This window comes from Frankia sp. R43, from assembly GCF_001306465.1.
In the GTDB taxonomy this organism is placed as follows: domain Bacteria; phylum Actinomycetota; class Actinomycetes; order Frankiales; family Frankiaceae; genus Parafrankia; species Parafrankia irregularis.
The window spans coordinates 453,530-471,708 of record NZ_LFCW01000004.1; the positions used below are offsets into that span (position 1 = coordinate 453,530).

Consider the following 18,179-nt stretch of genomic DNA (forward strand, 5'->3'; position numbering starts at 1 on the left):
GGCCCACACGCCGCGGAACCACCAGGGCTGCCGGAGGGCACACAGGATGAGCGAGTCGGAAGGCGCTACGCTGGCGGCGGGCACCGGCCCCTTACCGGGCACAGGCGACGGGGCGGGAGCGGGCGACGTCGCATGGATCGTCGACGACCCACACCACGTCACACCGCAGTGGATGACCGCCGTGTTACGCCACGGCGGGACGGACACCGAGATCACCGGCCTGCGCCACGAACCCGTCGGCAGTGGCCAGCTCAGCTCCAGCTACCGCTTCCACCTCACCGGCGCACCAGACGCAGCCGAGACTGCGCCGCCGTCGGTGGTCCTCAAACTCGCCGCCGGCACCCCCGCCGGACGCGCCCAGATCGCGCCCGGCTACCGCAGCGAGGTCGGCTACTACCGCAGCTTCGCCACGGGCGCCCAGATCCGGGTTCCGCGCTGCTGGAGCGCCGCCATCACCACCGACGGCCACAGCTTCACCCTCGTCCTCGAGGACGCGCACCCGTCCCGGCCCGGCTCCCAGGTCGACGGCGCCACCCTCACCCAGGCCCACGCCGCGATCCGCAACCTCGCCGGGCTGCACGCCCCCTTCTGGGGCCAGGACGGTCTGCGTGACACCGCCAGCTGGCTGCGCCACAGCGACGAGGCCGCCCTCAGCTTCTTCGGCGAGCTGTTCGCGACCGCCACCGGACCCTTCATCGACCGCTTCGGCCCAGACCTCTCCCCCAGCGACCTCGACACCCTCCATCGGACGGCCGATCTGTTCGGCCGCTGGGGCAGGCACATCGGCGGCCGGCACAGCCTGATCCACGGGGACTACCGGCTCGACAACCTGCTCTTCTCCAAAGCCACCGACGGGGTGCCCCCCGAGGTCATGGCGGTCGACTGGCAGTCGCTCGAGGTCGGCTTCCCCGGCCGTGACGTCGCCTACTTCCTCTCCACCGCCCTCGCCCCGGAGCTTCGCCGGTCACATGAGAAGGCACTGGTCCGCGCCTACCACGACCGTCTCCTGGAGATCGGGGTGCCGGACTATCCGTTCGAGGCGTGCTTCCACGACTACCGCCTCGGGATTCTCCAGGCACCGTTGATCACCGTGCTCGGCGCCGTCTACGCCACGAACACGCCGACCGAGAACTCCCATCGGATGTTCCTGTCGATGATCACGAACGCGTGTGCGGCGATCCGCGAGCTGGGCACCCTCGACCTGCTCGCAGCCTGACCACCTCCCAGGGGTCCGGCACCATCGCGCCGCGCCGGCATTTCACCGCAAGAGAGACAAAAGAGGCGCAGGCGCTTTTGACAATTCGCAAGAGTTGAGGATTTTGGCTGTCAGAACGACCGAAATCCTCAACTCTTGCTCGGCAGCAGCCAAAATCCGAGGCTCGGGATTCTGCTACCCGCTCCGGAATCCGGAACGCCGAAAATCGTTCACACCTGCTACTCGCCAAACGGGCCCGCGGCGGCGTTCACCCCGGCTCGGGCCGACGGTCAACGCCGCCGCCGGCCCGAGCCCGGATCTGCTAACCGAACGGCAGCACGACCGTGCGGGTCTCCAGGTAGGCCTCGACACCCTCGGGGCCCATCTCCCGCCCGACCCCGGACTGCCGGAAACCCCCGAAGGGACTGCGCGGCTCGACGATCGCGACGGAGTTGACCGCGCAGACGCCGGTGCGGATCCGGTTGGCCAACGCCACCCCGCGGGCCACGTCGGCGGTCCAGACCGAGCCGGACAGCCCGTAGTCGGAATCGTTGGCGATCGCGACCGCCTCGTCGTCATCGTGGTAGCGGATCGCCGTCACCACCGGCCCGAAGATCTCCTCACGGGCGATCCGGCTGGCGTTGTCGACGTCGGCGAACAGAGCCGGCTCGACATAGTGGCCGGCGTCCAGCCCGGCCGGACGGCCGCCGCCGACGACAAGCCGGGCCGTGCTGGCCCGGCCGTCGGCGATATAGCCCTCGACCCGGTCACGCTGCCGCGCCGAAACCAGCGGGCCGATCGCGGTAGCCATGTCACGCGGGTCACCGACGGTCAGCCCGCGGATGTGGTCGGCGAGCGCGTCGATGACCTCGTCGTACCGCGACGCCGGCACCAGGATGCGGCTCTGCGCCGCACACACCTGCCCGTTGTTCTGCAGCCCCGAGTCGAGCAGCTGCGGGACGACCGTCGCAAGATCCGCGTCGTCGAGGATGACACCGGCCGACTTGCCGCCCAGCTCCAGCGTGACGCGCTTCATCAGCTCGCCGCAGGTGGCGCCGACCGTCCGGCCGGCCGCGCTGCTGCCCGTGAACGACACCTTGTCCACACCCGGATGCCCGACCAGGTACCGGCCGAGCTCCGCGCCGCCGGGCAGGATGCTCACCAGCCCCGGCGGGACGTCCGCCGCGAGCAGCACCTCGGCCAGCAGGAACGAGCTGGCCGGTGCCTCCGGAGGCGGCTTCAGGATGATCGGGGCACCCGCGGCGAGCGCCGCACCCAGCTTCATGCCCGACAGGAAGATCGGCACGTTCCACGGCACGATCCCCACCGCGACCCCGACCGGGACCTTCTGGATCAGGCAGCGCCCCATCAGCCCGGGGCGTTCCTGCTCGAAGGGGAAGCTCTCGGCGACGTCCGCGAAGCCCTCGATGACCATGGCGGAGCCGATGGCCTGCCCGAACAGGGAGAACGCCGCCGGCGAGCCCATCTCGTCGGTGATGATCCCGGCGAGCTCCTCGGCCCGGGCCTGCAGGCCCGCCGAGACCTTCCTAATCAGCTCCGCGCGTTCCTTGCCGGCACTCGGTGACCAGGTGCTGGCCGCCAGCGCCGCCGACGCGGCGGCGATCGCGGCGTCGGCGTCGGCACGGGTCGCCTCGGGAACGGTGGCGACGAGGTGCCCGTCGTGCGGCGAGCGGACCTCGATCCGCCCGGAGCCGGCGGGCTGGCGCCAGGCGCCGCCGATGAAAAGCTGGTCACGTTCGATGACGCTGGTCATGCGGAGGCCTCCGACGGGAGCAGGACCGGCTTGACGACCTTGCCGGAAAGGGACGCCTCCTCCGCGGCGTTGATCTCCGCCAGCGGGAAGGTCTCGATCAGCCGGTCGAACGGGAACCGGCCGGCGCGCCACAGCTCGATCAGCCGCGGGATCACCACCTGCGGATCGGCGCCGCCCTCCAGGATGTTGGAGATCCGCTTGCCGAGCAGCGTGATCGTGTCGAAGGTGATCGGCTCGGTCTGGATGCCCACCATTCCGCAGTGCCCGCCGGCGCGCAGCGCGCCCACGGCGTTGCCGATCACGGTCGCGTTGCCGGTGGTGTCGAAGGTGTAGTCGGCACCACCGCCGGTCAGCGCCTGGATCTGGGACACCAGATCCGCGCTCTGGCCGTCCAGGGTGTGGGTCGCGCCAAGCTCGACAGCGAGGTCCAGCCGGTGCTGGTGCAGGTCGACCGCGATGATCGGGTCGGCGCCGGCGACCTTCGCCGCCATCACGGCCGCGAGCCCCACCGCCCCGGCGCCGAACACCACGAAGCTGGCACCCGCGCGGACGTCCATGGCGACGAGCACGGAGCCCGCGCCGGTGAGGATGCCGCAACCGAGCGGCCCCAGCTTCTCCAGTGGCAGATCACGGTCGACGACCACCACCCCGCGCTCGGCCGCGACGCAGTACGTGGCGAACGAGGACTGGCCGAACCAGCGCGAGGCGATCTCGCCGCCGGCCGCGTCACGCACACCGGTGGTGCCGTCGAGACGCCGGCCGAAGAAGTTACGGAACAGGAACAGGTCGCAGTAGGGCGGCACGCCGCGCTGACAGCTCGCGCACTCGCCGCACGAGTCGAAGGACAGCACCACGTGGTCGCCGACCGACACCCGGGTCACCCCGTCGCCGACCGCCTCGACCACGCCGGAACCCTCGTGCCCGGTGATGACCGGCGGCTGCGCCGGCGACATCTCCTGACGCGGCACGACGTCCGTGTGGCACATACCCGCGCCGACGACCCGGACGAGGACCTCGCCCGGCCCCGGCGGGTCGAGCTCGACCTCCTCCAGGGCGTAGGGGCCGTCCGCCTGCCGCAGCACCGCCGCGGTCACCTTCATCCGGCACTCCCGTTCTTCAAGGTCAGCAGTTCAAGATCAGTGATTCACCGATCGGCCTGTCGAGATCAGCGCGTCCAGGGCCGGTGCGCCGAGGAGGCGACGAGGCGACGGGCTCACCAGGCAGCGGACCTGCCGGCTGCCGGGAACACCGCAACAGCGATGCGCGAAACCCTAAGGCACAGATCTACATGTTTCAACTGATCGCGGACTCGGCGGGAGGTAGGCCGACAACCAGCCCAGGCCCAGTCGGGGAAAAAATATATAGATATTTAGGCTACGCTACGTGGTGGTCGAGGCAGGCATGCAGGAAGACACCCAGGTCCTCGTCGGAACGCAGCTGGGTGGTCTCGTCGAGCAGCAGCGACTGCAGCAGCCGCACCATGTGCTCGGCGAGCGCCGCCCGGGCCTGCTCACCCAGGTCGAGAGCGATCGGCAGCCGGTCGAGCACCGCCAGGGTGAGCCGCGGCGCGTCCGCCGTGGTGATCAGCGCGTCACCGCGGCCCGGCTGCGCGATGAAGGACAGGCCCGGGTCGTTCGGCAACGTCCGGACGCAGTGCAGCATCAGCCGGACGAGCGCGTCCCGGGGATCGTCGACACCGGTGAGGCTCGCGGCCATCCCGGCCACCAGCGCCTCCACACCCTGCTCCGCGACAGCCTCGAACAGGGCCCGCCTGGTCGGGAAGTAGCGGTAGACCGTCTGGCGGGTGACCCCGACGCGCCGGGCGACCTTCGCCAGGTCCGAGCCGGTCCCGTCAACCTCGATGCACGCCCTGGCCGCGGCGACGATCCGGGCGGCGGCCTCCTCGTCCGTCGCCGGCGGATCCCCGGCCCAGCCACCTCTGTGCACCCCACACAGCGTAGGCGGACACCGCGGGACAGACCCGAAGGAACCGGCAGCCCCGCGCGGGGCGGTCAGCCCGGGGTGTCCAGCAGCTCGAAGTCGGCGAAGTCGAACCCGGGCGCCACCACGCAGCCGACCAGGACGTGTTCCGCACCGGCCGGCCGGGCGGTCTGCCAGACGTTCGCGGGCACCAGGTGCTGCACCCGCTCGGCGCCGCCCACCGCAGGCTCCGGCCCCAGTCGGTACCCGGTCGTCGCGCCCGGGGCGCCCTGCGTCCCACCCTCGGTCAGCAGCAGTGCTCCGCCGCCCTGCCAGAACCACAGCTCGTCCGAGCGCACCCGGTGCCAGTGCGAGACCTCCCCCGGCAGCAGCAGGAAGGAGATCGCGGTCGCCACCGGCCGTACCCCGCCATGCGCGTCGAGCTCGAGCGGCGACTGCCAGGTCCGCCGGTACCACCCGCCCTCCGGATGCGGCTGCAGACCGAGAGCCTCGATCAGCGGATGCGGCACGGGCACCGGGCGCGGTTCAGCCATGCCGTCATCCTGCATCGGGCGCCGCCACACCACACCGCTGGTACCCGCGGCACCTGCAACCCCTCGTACCGCCGGGTCGCTGTGCCGTTCTGCCGTTCTGCCGTTCCGCCGTCCCGCCGTCGACTTTCAAGATCGACAATGCGCATCGGCGGTCGTCAACAATGTTGATTATCTTGACGATGGACGGGCTGGCAGCACCACCCGCCGACAGGGCTGTGCGACTGTGGACGCGCCGGAGGAACGCGTCCACAGAGGAGCCTGACGTGGTGGACCCGATGCCGCGCCCCGGCGCGGTCGAGGTGCTGCGAGCGGCGGGGGTGGGCCGGGGCACGCCGGTGGCGGTGGTGGCCGTCCCCGGGGTCGGGGTCGCGCTGGCGCACGCGGACGCCGGCTGGGCCTGGCCGGCGCAGGCCGCGGCCGTCCTGGCCGAGGTGGAGTCGGCCCTGGCACCCCGCTGGGTGTGGTGGTCGGCGCATGGCGGCGGGACACCGCTGACCGGGCTGCCCGACGCCCCCGGCAGGGCCACCGTGACCGCTGCGACCACCGTGACCGCTGCGACCACCGTGAGCGCTGTGAGCGCTGTGAGCGCTGTGAGCGGCCTGGCCGGCGGTGCCCGTGCGGCCGGCGGCAGCGGCGCAGCTTCCGGTGGGCGAGGTCCGGGGGCGTCCGGCCGGCGGCGCGCCCCCGCGCAGTGCTGGGACCTGGCCGCGGTCCACCGGCTCCTGCACGGCGGCGGGCGGGATGACCCGGGCGTGGTGTGGGCCGCGGCCCGTGGGCTCGCGGCGCCGCCACCGCCGCCGCGGGTCCGGCGTGACGGCCAGCTCGACCTGCTCGCGGCCCTCGAGGACGACCCCCGGGAGCGCCAGGACGCCCAGGGCCCCCGCGCGCCGGACACACCGCGCGACGCTCCCGCGGGGGACCCGCGGGACGCACCTGTGGGAGACCCGCGGGAGGCTTGGCCGGCCGGCGGGCGGCCCGACGACCCGGTCGGGCCCGACGGCCAGCTACGGCCGGTCTGGGTCCAGGAGACGCTGCTCGGCCTCGCACCGGGTGGTCTGGCGACCAGGCTGGAACGGGCGGCCCGGTTCGCGCGGCTGGCGCTGACCGTGCGGGCGGCGCAGGAGCGGGCGCTGCGCGCGCTGGCCGACCCGCGGGCCCGTCCGTCCGGGCTCCCGCTCGCGGTGCTGACCGCGCGGGCGGAGTCGGGCGCCGAGTTGCTCGCCCATGAGCTGTGGCGGTACGGCCTGCCGGTGGACCGCCCGACCGCCGAGGCGACGATCACCGGCCTCGTCGGCCCACGGCCCCGCGACGAGGCTGGCCAGCTGGCCGCGCGGCGGGCCCGCGACGCTCCGGTGCTGCGCCACCTCGGCGGCTCCGTCGATCTGCGCAACCCTGCCTCCGTCCGGGCCGGGCTCGCCGCGGTCGGCATCGATGTGCCCGACACCCGGTCGTGGCGGCTGACCGCCCTGCGAACGGCGCACCCGGCGGTCGACGCCCTGCTGGTCTGGCGCCGGGCCGAACGGGTCGCGACCACCTACGGTTTCCGCTGGCTCGACGAGCACGTCGGGGCCGACGGCCGGCTGCGCGGTGAGTGGCGCGGCAGCGACGGCGCCGCCGGGCGGATGACGGCCGCCGCCGGGCTGCACAACCTGCCGGCCGACCTGCGGGTCGTGGTGGTCGCCGAGCCCGGCCACCAGTTCGTGCGGGCGGACCTCGGCCAGATCGAGCCGCGGGTGCTGGCGGTCGTCTCCGGTGACCGGGAGCTGGCCGCGGCGACCGGGCAGGACGACCTGTACGCGCCGGTCGCGGCCCGGCTCGGCGTCGACCGGCCCACGGCGAAGGTCGCGGTGCTCGCGGCGATGTACGGGCAGACCTCCGGCACCGCGGGCCAGGCGCTGCGCCAGATGCGCCGGTCCTACCCGGTCGCGCTCGCCTACCTCGACGCGGCCGAGTCGGCCGGCCGTGCGGCGGCGCGGGGCGGCTCCGACGGGCCGCCGCTGCGCACGTTCGGCGGGCGCCGGCTTCCGCTGCGAACCGGCGCCGCCGGGACGGGCGGCGGCACGCGCTCGGGCACAGCCGCGGTGGCGGGAGCCGACGCGGGGGGCGCGGACGATCGCGGCCCGGACCCGGGAGCCGTCGGCGGCGCCGATCCTGACCGGGCCGCCACGGCGTGGGGCCGGTTCGCCCGCAACGCCGTCATCCAGGGTTCAGCCGCCGAGCTGTTCAAAGCCTGGGCGGTGACGGTACGCCAGCTGCTCGTGCCGCTGGGCGGCGAGATCGTGCTCTGCCTGCACGACGAGCTGTTGCTGCACGTTCCGACCGCCCGGGCGGCCGAGGCGGTCGCCGCGACCCGCAGGGCCCTGGAGTCGACCGCTGCGTACTGGGCGGCCGGAAGCGACGTCCGCTTCGTCGCGGACATCACCGTCGTCGGGCGGTGGTCCGACGCCAAATCGTAGGCTGACGCCAATTCGTAGGCTGACGCCAATTCGTAGGCTGACGCCAATTCGTAGGCTGACGCCAAGTCGTGCAAGGTCTGGTATCCCCGGCCGCGGGGATACCAGCTCGCGGCCGGGATCACGGGCTCAGGGGGCGCCACCGGTGATCGGATCTCCGCACACCGACGGCTGCTCGACCCCGAAGCCGGTGCCCCCCGTGTTGACCCGCACGAAGGTCAGGCAACGGGCCGACTGACCGAAACCCTTGGTCAGGTCGACGGGCGCGCCCAGCAGGCCGGCTCCGTCGTAGGCCGAGACCGACCGCAGCGCGGTGAGCACTCCCTGCCGGGTCGGGCACGGCCCGACGGCCTGCAGCCCCTTGATCATCAGGTCGGTGGTGATGTAGGACTCGATCGCGGCCTGCGCATCCGGCGGATCCAGCTCCGGAGCGTAGCGCGCGATCGTGTCGAGATAGGTCTGCTGGGCAACCGTGTCAGCCTCGAAGGGGAGATAGGCGACGTAGAAGTACGCGCCAGCCATCATCGCGCCTTTTCGGGCGAGCAACTCGTGGCCGTAGCCGTTGATCCCGAGCCCGACCTTGAGGTCGGCGCCGGCGGAAACCGCCCCCTGGTAGATGTCGACGAAGTCATCGCCGGTCACCGGGGCGAACAGGGCATCGGCACCGGTCTGCCGGACCTGCCGGCCTATGGTTGCCAGTGTGGTCAGCGCCGGTGCGTAGTTGAGGGTTCCCACCACCTCGATCCCGGAGTGCTCGAGGATCGAGGTGATCCGGCCAGCGCCGGCCTGCGAGGTCAGGGAACCGGGGGTCGCGACAATCACCGCCCGCTGGACGCCTTTTGCCTTGGCGAACTTCCCGAGGGTGTCGAAGACCACCGACGACGGCATTCGGTTGAGATAGCTCACCATGTTGTCGTAGTTCGTCCACGCTGCTTCCGTGGCAAGACCGAACACCGGGACGTCGGCCTTGTTCAGGTACTCGGCCGAGCCGGTGGACACGGTCGTCGCGCTGAATATACCGAAGACCTGCTCCTTCGCCACGAGGTCCCGCGCCACCGCCAGGTTCACCGACTGGTCCGACTCGTCGTCGCGCAGCTCGTAGACGATCTTACGGCCGTGCACCCCACCGGCTTCGTTCTGGGACAGGACCCGGGCGTCGAAACCGGCGCGGGCGCCGATGACCTGATTGGCCGCGATACCCGTGTCGGACAGGATCAGACCGAGGTTGATCGTGTCGTCGGTGACTCCCGTGACCGGTGAACAGGCGGCCGTCGCCGTCGACTCATCCGGTGCCGAACACCCGACTGCCGCGCCCAGCAAAGCCACGGATAATGCTATGGCCAGGTTCCTGGTGCGGCCCCGGGCCCAGTACGGCCGGCGAGATGGTTTCCACCGGCCGTAAGAACTCCGGTGTGGAGTTGCGATATTTCCGTCGATCACGTCGGCTCCTCACGATACACACTCCCGCCAGTCGGCCCCCAGCCCACCCGCTGGAGCACAAGGATTCGCAGCGCGGCGCATCTCGTCAACTGTTTCGTCACGAGACCGCGAGGGCACCCGCCAACGGATTGATCCAGAATGCGGCGGGATCAACATGGGCGTCACGTGAGCGCCGGAGCGGCGTTACGCGGTTCGCCTTCTCGCCCCGTCGGTTGTCCAGCCGCGCTCCCCTGCCCGGCGCCGCCGGGTCGGCCGGCCGCGTGGCGGCGCGGGGCCGATTCGACGGACCGCCGCTGAACACGTTCGGCAGGCGCCGGACTGGCCGGCGTCACGACGTCACGAGGTACCGCCGGCGATCTGATCTCCGCACACTGACGGCTGCTCGACGTCGAAGCCCGTGCCCGCGGTGTTGACCCGCACGAAGGTCAGGCAGCGCGCGGACTGGCCGAACCCCTGGGTGAGATCGACCGGCGCGGGCAGCAGCCCGGCGCCGTCGTAGTTCGAGATCGACCGCAGCGCGGTGAGCACCCCCTGCCGCGTCGGGCACGGCCCCACCGCCTGCAGCCCCTCGATCAGCAGATCGGCGGTGATGTAGGACTCGATCGCGGCCTGCGCATCCGGCGGATCCAGCTCCGGCGCGTAGCGCGCGATCGCGTCCAGATAGGTCTGCTGGGCGACGGTGTCGGCCTCGAAGGGGAGATACGCGACGTAGAAGTACGCGCCGGCCATCTTCGCGCCCTTCCGGGCCAGCAGCTCGTGACCGTACCCACTGACCCCGAGCCCGACCTTGAGGTCGGCGCCGGCGGCCATCGCGCCCTGGTAGGCGTCGATGAAATCGTCTCCGGTCACCGGGGCGAACATGGCGTCAGCCCCGGTCCGCGCGATCTGGCGGCCGATGGTTGCCGGTGTGGTCAGTGCCGGGGCGTAGTCGACGGTTCCCACCACATCGATTCCGGAATGCTGGAGAATCGACGTTATCCTTTCCGCGCCGGCGACGGAGGCGACGGAGGTGCCGGTCGTGAGGATTACCGCGCGCTGGACGCCTTTCGCCTTCGCGAACTTCCCGAGCGTGTCGAAGACCACCGACGACGGAAAGCGATTGAGGTAGCTCACCATGTTGTCGTAGGTGCCCCACGCCGCTTCCATCGCCAGGCCGAAGACCGGAACCCTGGCGTTGTGCAGGTATTCGGCCGAGCCGGTGGACACACTCGTCGCGCTGAAGACGCCGAAGACGCCCTCCTTCTCCACGAGGTTCTTCGCCGCGGCCAGGTTCTCCCCCTGGTCCGACTGGTCGTCGCGCAGCTCGTAGACAATCTTCCGGCCGTGCACCCCACCGGCCTCGTTCTGGGAGCGCAACCGTGCGTCGGCGCCGGCACGGGCACCGATGGCCTGGCTGGCCGCGGTTCCCGTGTCGGAGAGGATCATTCCCAGGTTGATCGTGTCGTCAGTGACCCCCGGGACGGCCGCGCAGGCGGTAGGCGAGGCTGACTCATCCGGCGTGGAACACCCGACCGTGGCACCCAGCAGAATGACCGACAATGCAACCGCGAGATCCCTGGAGCGACCCCGGGCCCAGTACGGGCGGCGCTGCGGTTTCCAGCGTCCGTAATAACTCCGGTGTGGAGTTGCGGAAACTTCCTCGGTCACGTCGGCTCCTCACGATGCACACTCCCGCCAGTCGGCCCCCAGCCCACCCGCTGGAGGACAAGGATTCGCAGCGGGGGCCGGCGCGTCAACCACTGCGCGGCGGGGTCTTGGGGCGACCGCCTGAACCAACGGATTGATCCAGGTGAATGTGGGTGGAGCCACAGGTGGGGCGGACGGGACTGACCGAACGTTCGAGTCGCCTGCGCGACCGACAGCGTGACGCAGGCGGCACGGTCAGCCACCGTGCGACACGCCGGGCTCTCCGGCCGACGACGCCGGGCACGCCGCCCGAATTCCCGGTCTCACGGCACGTCCGCGATTGCACTCCACTTGGCGTGCCGACACCGTCGGTACCACCCGAGCGCATTGCCGGGCCTCCGCCGTACGGACCCTCCAGCGGGAATCAATTGTGGCTCCGTGGATATCCAGTGGGTATGGACCGTGCCGACAACGGGATACCGGTGGGTATGTCGGCGGTCCGCCGGACCCGGCACCGGCCGGCGCGGGAGCGACCGGCGACAATAGAGACATGCGCAGCGTCGACGAATCGGCCCTTGGCGATCTGGTCGCAGCCCGTCTGGGCGTCCGCGACAAAGTCGACGAAAACGACGAACCGGGCGAAGTCCGCGCCATCGGCGCAGGTGGCGAAAATCCGCCGACGGTGGTGGCGGCCGGGAACTTCGCGTCACCACTCGTCGCGCTGAGCGCCCTCGACCGGGCGATCGAGCGCTACCGGCTTTTCGTGCTGAATCCGCAGGAAGGGCTCCCGGACCGGCCCGGAGTCATTCCGGTGACGCCGTTCGTCGGCCCCGGTATGCGGGGCCGCCCGGCACTCGAATACCTGCCCAGCCGCCTCGGCCTCGTCCCACGCCTGTTCACCGGCGGGTACCACCCTGATGTCGTCGTGCTGCACACCAGCCGGCCGGTCGGTGGGCGGTTGTCGATGGGTACCGAGGTCAACATTCTGCCCGCCGCCGTCCGGGCCGCCCGGGCCGGCGGCGGCCTGGTGATCGCCCAGATCAATCGCCGCATGCCCTACACCTTCGGCGACGGTGAGCTGGACATCGCGTCGGTGGACCTGGCGATCGAGGTCGACGTACCGCTCGCCTCCCCCACCCCACGCCCGCCCGACGACATCCACCAGGAGATCGGCGCCCGGGTCGCCGCTCTTGTCCCCGACGGGGCGACGCTCCAGCTGGGCATCGGTACTGTTCCCGACGCGACCCTCGCGGCGCTCACCGGCCGCCGCGGCCTGCGGGTCTGGACGGAGACCTTCTCCGACGGACTGCTGGCGCTGGACCAGGCGGCGGCGCTCGACCGGCACGCGCCGATCGTGAGCAGCTTCGTCTTCGGCTCGCAGCAGCTGTACGGCTGGCTCGACCGCAACGAACGGATCCGGTTCCTGCGCACCGAGACCGTCAACGACCCGGCGGTCATCGCCCGCCAGCCCCTGATGACGTCGATCAACACCGCTCTGCAGGTCGACCTGCACGCGCAGGCGAACGCCTCCTACGTCCGCGGGCGGATCTGGTCCGGGTTCGGCGGGCAGCCCGACTTCGTCACGGGCGCCCTGCACGCCACCGACGGGCAGGCGATCATCGCACTGCCGAGCTGGCACGCCAGGAGCACAAGCTCCACCATCGTCGCCGCGCTGACCGAGCCGACCACCAGCTTTCAGCACAGTCATGTCGTGAGCGAGCACGGCGTGGCCGACATCTGGGGCAGCAGCCTGCGCCAGCAGGCGGACGAACTGATCCGCAACGTCGCGCACCCGGACGCGCGCGACGAGCTCGCCGCCGCGTTCGCCGACACGCACACCGACGCACGCAGCGGCCCGCGCGCCGACGTTCACAGCGGCGCGCGCGCCGCGGCCGACCGGCCCCGCACGTCGGCGCCTGCGCCTCAGCAGTCGGCCAGCCGTTCGACGACCGGTGCCAGCGCCTCGGCGGTCGCACCGAGCGGGGTCGAGAAGTAGCTGAAACCGAACCGGTCGCGGACGTCCACGAACTGCGCGCACACCTCGTCGAGGGAGCCGACGAACACCATCGGCGATGCGCGCAGCTCCTCGCGGGACGGCACGGCACCCACCCCCGTGTCCACCCGCTGCCGAACGAAGCCCTGGTAGAACGACTCGAACTCCTCGTCGGGCTCCGCGCCGACGGTCACGTGCAGCAGCTGGGCGGCAAGCTCCATGTCGGCGAAGCGGTCACCGGCGGCCGCCCGCACCCAGTCGATCTTCTCCAGGTAGGTGTCGGCGCCGAACGGGTCGCGCTCGGGCTCCGCCGGTCCGCCCCGGGAGATCCGCGGCATGATCTGGACGATGTCGGCCTGCCGCCCGGCGACCGACAGCAGCCGCCGGCCACCACCGCCGATCATGATCGGCGGGTGCGGGCGCTGGTGCGGCCGCGGCGTGCCACGCAGCCCGTCGACCGTGAAGTGCCTGCCCGCGTGATGCAGCGGCTCGCCGCCGAACAGGCCCTTCAGGATGACGACGACCTCCTCCAGTCGCTCGATGCGGGCCGGAGCGGGATCGAAGCGCAGGCCCGCCTGCTCGTACTCGGCCCGCATCCAGCCGGCACCGAGGCCGATCTGCAGGCGGCCCTCGGACAGCACGTCGAGCGTCGCCAGTTCCTTCGCCAGGACGGCAGGGTGGCGGAAGTCCTGGTTCAGCACGGTCTGCGTGATCCGCAGCGTGGACGTCGCGTCCGCGACCGCCTGCAGCGCGATCAGCGGCGCGAACGGGATCATGAAATGGTCGGCCAGCGCGAAGGTCGAGTAGCCGAGGGCCTCGATGCGCTGGCCGGCCTGGCGCAGCGCGCCGACGTCCGGTGTCCGGCCCGGGCCGGTGTTGAAGCGGAAACGCCGCGCCATCTCTCGAGCACTCCCCTCGCGCGCGGAGCACGTCCCGCCCGCGTGCCTGATCTCGACCGCCGTCCCGGTGGCCGCGACGCCCGCCCGCCGCGGCCGTCCGCCGCGGCTGTGCACCGCCGCCGCTGTCCACCGCGGCGTTGCGATACTCAGCCTAGAACGGCCGACCTTTCGATCATGCCGTTCGCGGTCTCCCCGTCCCAGCTGTAGCGGGCGAGGGCCTGCTGCAGATGCAGACGCGAGGCGGAGCCGATGTCGGCGCCCATCGTCGCGAAGGTCGACAGGATGGTCTGGCCCTCGATCGTGGTCTCGCCGCGCGACGTCTCCAGGGTGACGGAGACGTCCCCGCCGCTGGCCCGCAGCTCACGCAGCCAGGGCGCCCGGGTGACCCGCGCCGGGATCAGCTCGCCGTCGCCGTCGAACAGGTAGCCCTCGTTGAACGTGGGCCTGCCGTCGGGGCGCGGCGGGTACAGGCACAGGCCGAACGCCCGGCCGCTCGGGAACAGCGCCGACTGCCAGACATGGCCCCGGAAGGCGGCCAGCCGACGGATGCCGGCCCGGCGGATCCGCAGGCCACCGCCGTTCAGGTCGTACACCTCGTCGCCGAGGCGCAGCCGCCCCGAGGCCCGGAAGAGCTGCTCGAAGCGGGGCCCGCCCATCAGCGCGCCCTCCTCCTGGGTGGCGAGCACCAGACCGGCCTCCTCCAGCAGCGTGCCGCCCTCCCACGGCGGGACGGCGCTGCGCAGGTCCAGGGCGAGCTCGACCGGGACCAGCGGCCCGTCGGACGCCCCGCGCCGGTAGCTGCCGTCGATCTGTGCCCTGACCGTGGTCTGCACGGCCAGGCCATCCAGCCGCCCGCGCCAGTGCCGGAACGGCTCGACGAGCTCGTACGACAGCGGCCCGGCACCGAGGGTGCGGGGCCGCCCGTCGGCGCCGATCGGATCGTGCACCTTGCCGGCGTCGAAGATGTTGAATACCCGGCCGTCGGCGAGCGCGATGTTCACCTGGATGTCGTGGGTCTCCCACTGGTCGCCGACCGCCTCGATGCCGACGCGGGGCAGGCCGAACTCGGCGCCGTCGTCCCAGATCCAGGCGTTGACCGACTCACGCATCTCCGGGTCGTCCGGCTGGCCCGGGAGAACGAACTCGCGCTCCGCGTCGAGGCCGCCCGTCAGGTCGATGGTCACTGTGTTCCTCCCGTGGCGCACGGCGTCGGGCCGCACGGCAGGGCCATCCACCCGGCGGGACGCCATAACTTCACAAGTCTGATCGACAAAGTTGGCGCCAGCATCGTGCCACCGACCGACCCATCATTGCAATACTGCAACGCCTGGAAGGTGGCGGATGGTGTGCCGGGAGGGGTCGAAGGCGGGGAGGCGTCGGGAACGGGGCGGGGGCGCTACGAGCCGTTGCGGTCTTCGCGATCCCGACCGGCTTCCGCCGCGGCGCTGTTGGCGGCGGCCTCGCCAGCGGCCTCGTCGACCACCTCGACGGCAGATCCGGAGGCGGATCCGGCGGCCGCCTCGGCATGCCGGGTGACCAGGCGCGCCCTGACCTCGTCCGGGGTGTATGCGCGCCGGGAGCGCTCCGCGCGCGCCACCGCGGCGCCCCCGGCCGCGACCCCCACGAGGCCGGCCAGCCCGAGCACCTTCCACCAACGGCCGGGCGCCACGCCGAGGGACAGCTTCCATCTCGTCATGCGCTCAGGCTACGGAGAGCACGCCCACGACCAGCGGGCGTCCAGGCAGCCAGACCGGGCACGGCGCAGGGCGCGGACCGGAGGTTTCGCCCTCCGGGAAGCCGTCGCTGCCGGGCAGGAGTGACTTCGCGCCGGGCTCGCCGGCGGGTTCTAGGCTGGCGTCATGGGCGGCCGACCTCTGACCCTCGACGACGCCGTGGAGCTCACCCGCACCGGCGACGTGTGGATCTTCCGCGGCCGCAGCACCATGGACCGTGCGATCCAGCTCACGACCAACAGCCCGGTGAACCATGTCGGGATGGCCGTCGTCCTCGACGACCTTCCGCCGTTGATGTGGCACGCGGAGCTGGGCCGTTCCCTGCACGACGTGTGGGCCGGCGGTCACCATCGCGGAGTACAGCTGCACGACCTGCGCGAGGCCGTCGTCGTCTGGGGCAACCGGTACGGCCAGCGGGCCTGGCTGCGCCAGCTCGAGCCGACCGTCGACCGGGCGGCCGAGGACGCCGTGCTGCGCACGGTCGCCCGGCTCGACGGCACCCCGTTCCCGTCGACGGCGCGGCTCGCGGGCCGCTGGCTCGCCGGCCGGGCACCACGACTGCGGCGCCCCGGCGCCGCCACCGCGGCGGGCCCGTCACCGGAGGCCGACCTCCCCGCCCCGGAGACGGCCATCTCGCCGCCCTCCCCGGAGGCGGCCGTCTCGCCGCAGACGGGAATCTGGCCGCAGACGGATATCGCCACCGAGGCAGACGCCTCCCCGCGGACCCGCGCGTCGCGGGTGCTGGGTGTCCTGAGGGGAGCCCGGCCGGCCCGGGCCGAGCCTTCGCCAGCCGGTCTGGAGTCCGCCTACTGCGCCGAGGTCGTGGCTGTCACCTACGAGGCGATGGGGCTGCTGCCGCCGGGGCGCCGGCCGAACTGGTACGACCCCGGGCGGTTCTGGAGCGGCGACGACCTGCCGCTGACCGCGGGTTACCGCCTGGGCGACGAGATCACCGTCGAGATCCCGGCCGGGCCCCCGCGGCAGGCCCCGCACGGCTGACCGAAAACGCCGCGCGGCCCACACGCCTGCTGGCTGCGCGTGGGCCGCGCGGCGGCTTGGCCGTTCCGGACCCGAGATGTTGTTCAGCCGGCCGACCTGCTGCCGGTTCGCCAGACGCCTACTTGAAGGTGGTCAGCGTCGGCTCCGTCCAGGTGGCGTCCTCGGCGGGCCAGCAGACGAACGGCTTGTCCTTCGTGCCGCCGACCAGCTGGAACTTGCCGTTCTTCACCTGGACCAGCGCTCGGCACACGTGCTTGTAACCGTGGGTTATCGGGTCTGCCTTGGTGGCCGTTTCATGCTGACGCGACCAGTCGACGGGTTGGTGCAGGCCGCCGTTGGTGTCCTCGGTCAGCTTGTTGGTGGCGGAGATCACCGCCTCCCGGGTCGGGTTCTTCCCAGCCTCGAGAAGGCCCTGGTAGGCGAGGTCAGCGACGATCCAGCCGTACATCGACATCTCGTCGAGCGACCCGCCCTCCTTCGCGATCCACTTGCGGAAGGCGACCATCGCGGTGTCGCCGTCACTGGCCTCGAAGGGGCGGAAACCCACGCTCATGTAGTCGCCCTCGAAAAGCCCATCGGCGTCGGTGACGAACTTCTGGTTGTAGGAGTTCAGGTGGTACATGGGAATGTTGTCCATGCCCTGCCGCTTGAGCTCCTGGGCCAGGGTCTTCATGCCGTTGAGGTCCAGGCAGGTCATGATGATCTCGACTCCGGCCTTCTTCATGGCCGTGACCTCGGGGCCGACCCCGTTCGCCAGGCCGAAGGCCAGCGAGTCGTTCTTGTAGGCGATCTCCTGGCCGGTGCTGCCCTTGTAGCGGTCGACCGTGTCGGTGATCTGGCTGACGCACTGCTTGGAGTTGTCGGTCACGCCGTAGCCGAGCGCCGCGATCTTCTTGACGCCCGCCAGCTTGGCCACGTAGGGGAACGTGCGGTCCATGCAGTCCAGGCAGGGCGGCGCCGAGCTACCGAAGATCGATTCCTTGCCATTCATCTCCGCCGGGTGGATGGCCCACCCGTACAGCGGGACGCCCGCGTCGGAGAACTCGCTCCAGCCGGTCGCGAGCTGGGTGGCACTGAAGGTGGCGAAGGTGTCGTTCGCAGCGATGATCTCGACGGCCCGCTGCTTGTTCTGCCCGAGCTGGTCGTCGACCTCCTTGCTCACGACGAGCTTGCGGCCGTTCACCCCGCCCTCGCTGTTGCGGTACGCGAAGTAGGCGTTGATGCCCTCGAGGAAGCACTCGTGCAGACAGTTGCCCAGCGGGTTGTTCGTCTTCGTGCCGAGCACGGAGAACTTGATCTCCGTGCTCGTCACGCCAGGCGCGCTGGCGCTGTTCCCGCCCGTGCTGGCGGAGCTGTCCGGCTTACCGCTGGAGTTGGAGCACGCCGCAGCCACCAGGCCGAGCACCACAAGCAGCACGGCCACGGCGCGCAGGCGTCCGGGGCGAAGGTTCATCGGTAGTTCTTCCTTCGTAGATGTGCTCAACCTGATAACGGCAGAGCGGACGGTGAGCTGATGACCCAACCGCGGGTCAGGAAGGTTGAGACGGCCCCCTCCGCGACCAACCGAACACATTGCGCCAGCCGGCGGCGGCC

The 18,179-nt window shown here is 71.5% G+C and carries 14 protein-coding genes; 4 read left to right on the forward strand and 10 right to left on the reverse strand.

Features of this window, described 5'->3' with window-relative positions:
* The first annotated feature begins 46 nt into the window (after window positions 1-46).
* Entirely contained in the window at window positions 47-1,216 is a 1,170-nt protein-coding gene (locus ACG83_RS19295; RefSeq protein WP_054567607.1) for an oxidoreductase family protein, read from the forward strand.
* Between the two features lie 301 nt (window positions 1,217-1,517).
* Here the strand turns inward: ACG83_RS19295 and ACG83_RS19300 are convergent, their stop codons facing one another.
* The 4 genes from ACG83_RS19300 to ACG83_RS19315 form a co-directional block, all read right to left on the reverse strand.
* The gene (locus tag ACG83_RS19300) at window positions 1,518-2,969 is read right to left on the reverse strand and encodes an aldehyde dehydrogenase (RefSeq protein ID WP_054567608.1); all 1,452 of its coding nucleotides are present in this window, start codon (window positions 2,967-2,969) and stop codon (window positions 1,518-1,520) included.
* Window positions 2,966-4,069: an NAD(P)-dependent alcohol dehydrogenase gene (locus ACG83_RS19305; RefSeq protein ID WP_054567609.1), complete on the reverse strand. Its 1,104-nt coding sequence runs from the start codon at window positions 4,067-4,069 to the stop codon at window positions 2,966-2,968. Before ACG83_RS19305 ends, ACG83_RS19300 begins: the two co-directional genes overlap by 4 nt.
* Before the next feature lie 274 nt (window positions 4,070-4,343).
* Window positions 4,344-4,916: a TetR/AcrR family transcriptional regulator gene (locus ACG83_RS45445; protein WP_054567610.1), complete on the reverse strand. Its 573-nt coding sequence runs from the start codon at window positions 4,914-4,916 to the stop codon at window positions 4,344-4,346.
* A gap of 65 nt (window positions 4,917-4,981) precedes the next feature.
* On the reverse strand, window positions 4,982-5,443 hold the full coding sequence (locus ACG83_RS19315; RefSeq protein ID WP_054567914.1) for a cupin domain-containing protein: 462 nt from the start codon (window positions 5,441-5,443) through the stop codon (window positions 4,982-4,984).
* 263 nt (window positions 5,444-5,706) lie between these two features.
* Between ACG83_RS19315 and ACG83_RS19320 the strand changes: the two genes are divergently transcribed.
* Window positions 5,707-7,899 carry a DNA polymerase gene (locus tag ACG83_RS19320; protein WP_369812901.1) on the forward strand — a complete coding sequence of 731 codons (2,193 nt, stop codon included), beginning with the start codon at window positions 5,707-5,709 and terminating at the stop codon, window positions 7,897-7,899.
* Window positions 7,900-8,025: 126 nt separating this feature from the next.
* Here ACG83_RS19320 and ACG83_RS19325 read toward each other — a convergent pair whose 3' ends face one another.
* Together ACG83_RS19325 and ACG83_RS19330 are read right to left on the reverse strand one after the other, a co-directional pair.
* A complete protein-coding gene (locus ACG83_RS19325; RefSeq protein WP_054567611.1) occupies window positions 8,026-9,336 on the reverse strand; it encodes an ABC transporter substrate-binding protein in 1,311 nt (436 codons plus the stop codon).
* A 336-nt stretch (window positions 9,337-9,672) separates the two neighbouring features.
* Window positions 9,673-10,983 (reverse strand): ABC transporter substrate-binding protein, encoded by a 1,311-nt coding sequence (locus ACG83_RS19330; RefSeq protein ID WP_054567612.1) that lies wholly within the window; start codon window positions 10,981-10,983, stop codon window positions 9,673-9,675.
* A gap of 529 nt (window positions 10,984-11,512) precedes the next feature.
* On the opposite strand from ACG83_RS19330, the gene ACG83_RS19335 reads away from it, so the two are divergent.
* Window positions 11,513-12,958: an acetyl-CoA hydrolase/transferase family protein gene (locus ACG83_RS19335; RefSeq protein ID WP_083473370.1), complete on the forward strand. Its 1,446-nt coding sequence runs from the start codon at window positions 11,513-11,515 to the stop codon at window positions 12,956-12,958.
* Here the strand turns inward: ACG83_RS19335 and ACG83_RS19340 are convergent.
* The 3 genes from ACG83_RS19340 to ACG83_RS19350 all read right to left on the reverse strand — a co-directional run bounded on the left by ACG83_RS19340 (window position 12,886) and on the right by ACG83_RS19350 (window position 15,550).
* Window positions 12,886-13,854, reverse strand: a complete 969-nt coding sequence (locus ACG83_RS19340; protein ID WP_054567613.1) for a TIGR03621 family F420-dependent LLM class oxidoreductase — start codon at window positions 13,852-13,854, stop codon at window positions 12,886-12,888. The genes ACG83_RS19335 and ACG83_RS19340 overlap by 73 nt on opposite strands.
* 146 nt (window positions 13,855-14,000) lie before the next feature.
* Complete coding sequence (locus ACG83_RS19345; RefSeq protein ID WP_054567614.1) at window positions 14,001-15,038, reverse strand: hypothetical protein; 1,038 nt, start codon at window positions 15,036-15,038, stop codon at window positions 14,001-14,003.
* A 212-nt stretch (window positions 15,039-15,250) separates the two neighbouring features.
* Window positions 15,251-15,550 (reverse strand): hypothetical protein, encoded by a 300-nt coding sequence (locus ACG83_RS19350; protein ID WP_083473371.1) that lies wholly within the window; start codon window positions 15,548-15,550, stop codon window positions 15,251-15,253.
* 163 nt (window positions 15,551-15,713) lie between these two features.
* Between ACG83_RS19350 and ACG83_RS19355 the strand changes: the two genes are divergently transcribed.
* Entirely contained in the window at window positions 15,714-16,586 is an 873-nt protein-coding gene (locus ACG83_RS19355; RefSeq protein WP_054567615.1) for a hypothetical protein, read from the forward strand.
* Between the two features lie 118 nt (window positions 16,587-16,704).
* Here ACG83_RS19355 and ACG83_RS19360 read toward each other — a convergent pair whose 3' ends face one another.
* On the reverse strand, window positions 16,705-18,039 hold the full coding sequence (locus tag ACG83_RS19360; protein ID WP_054567616.1) for an ABC transporter substrate-binding protein: 1,335 nt from the start codon (window positions 18,037-18,039) through the stop codon (window positions 16,705-16,707).
* Between the last annotated feature and the right edge of the window lie 140 nt (window positions 18,040-18,179).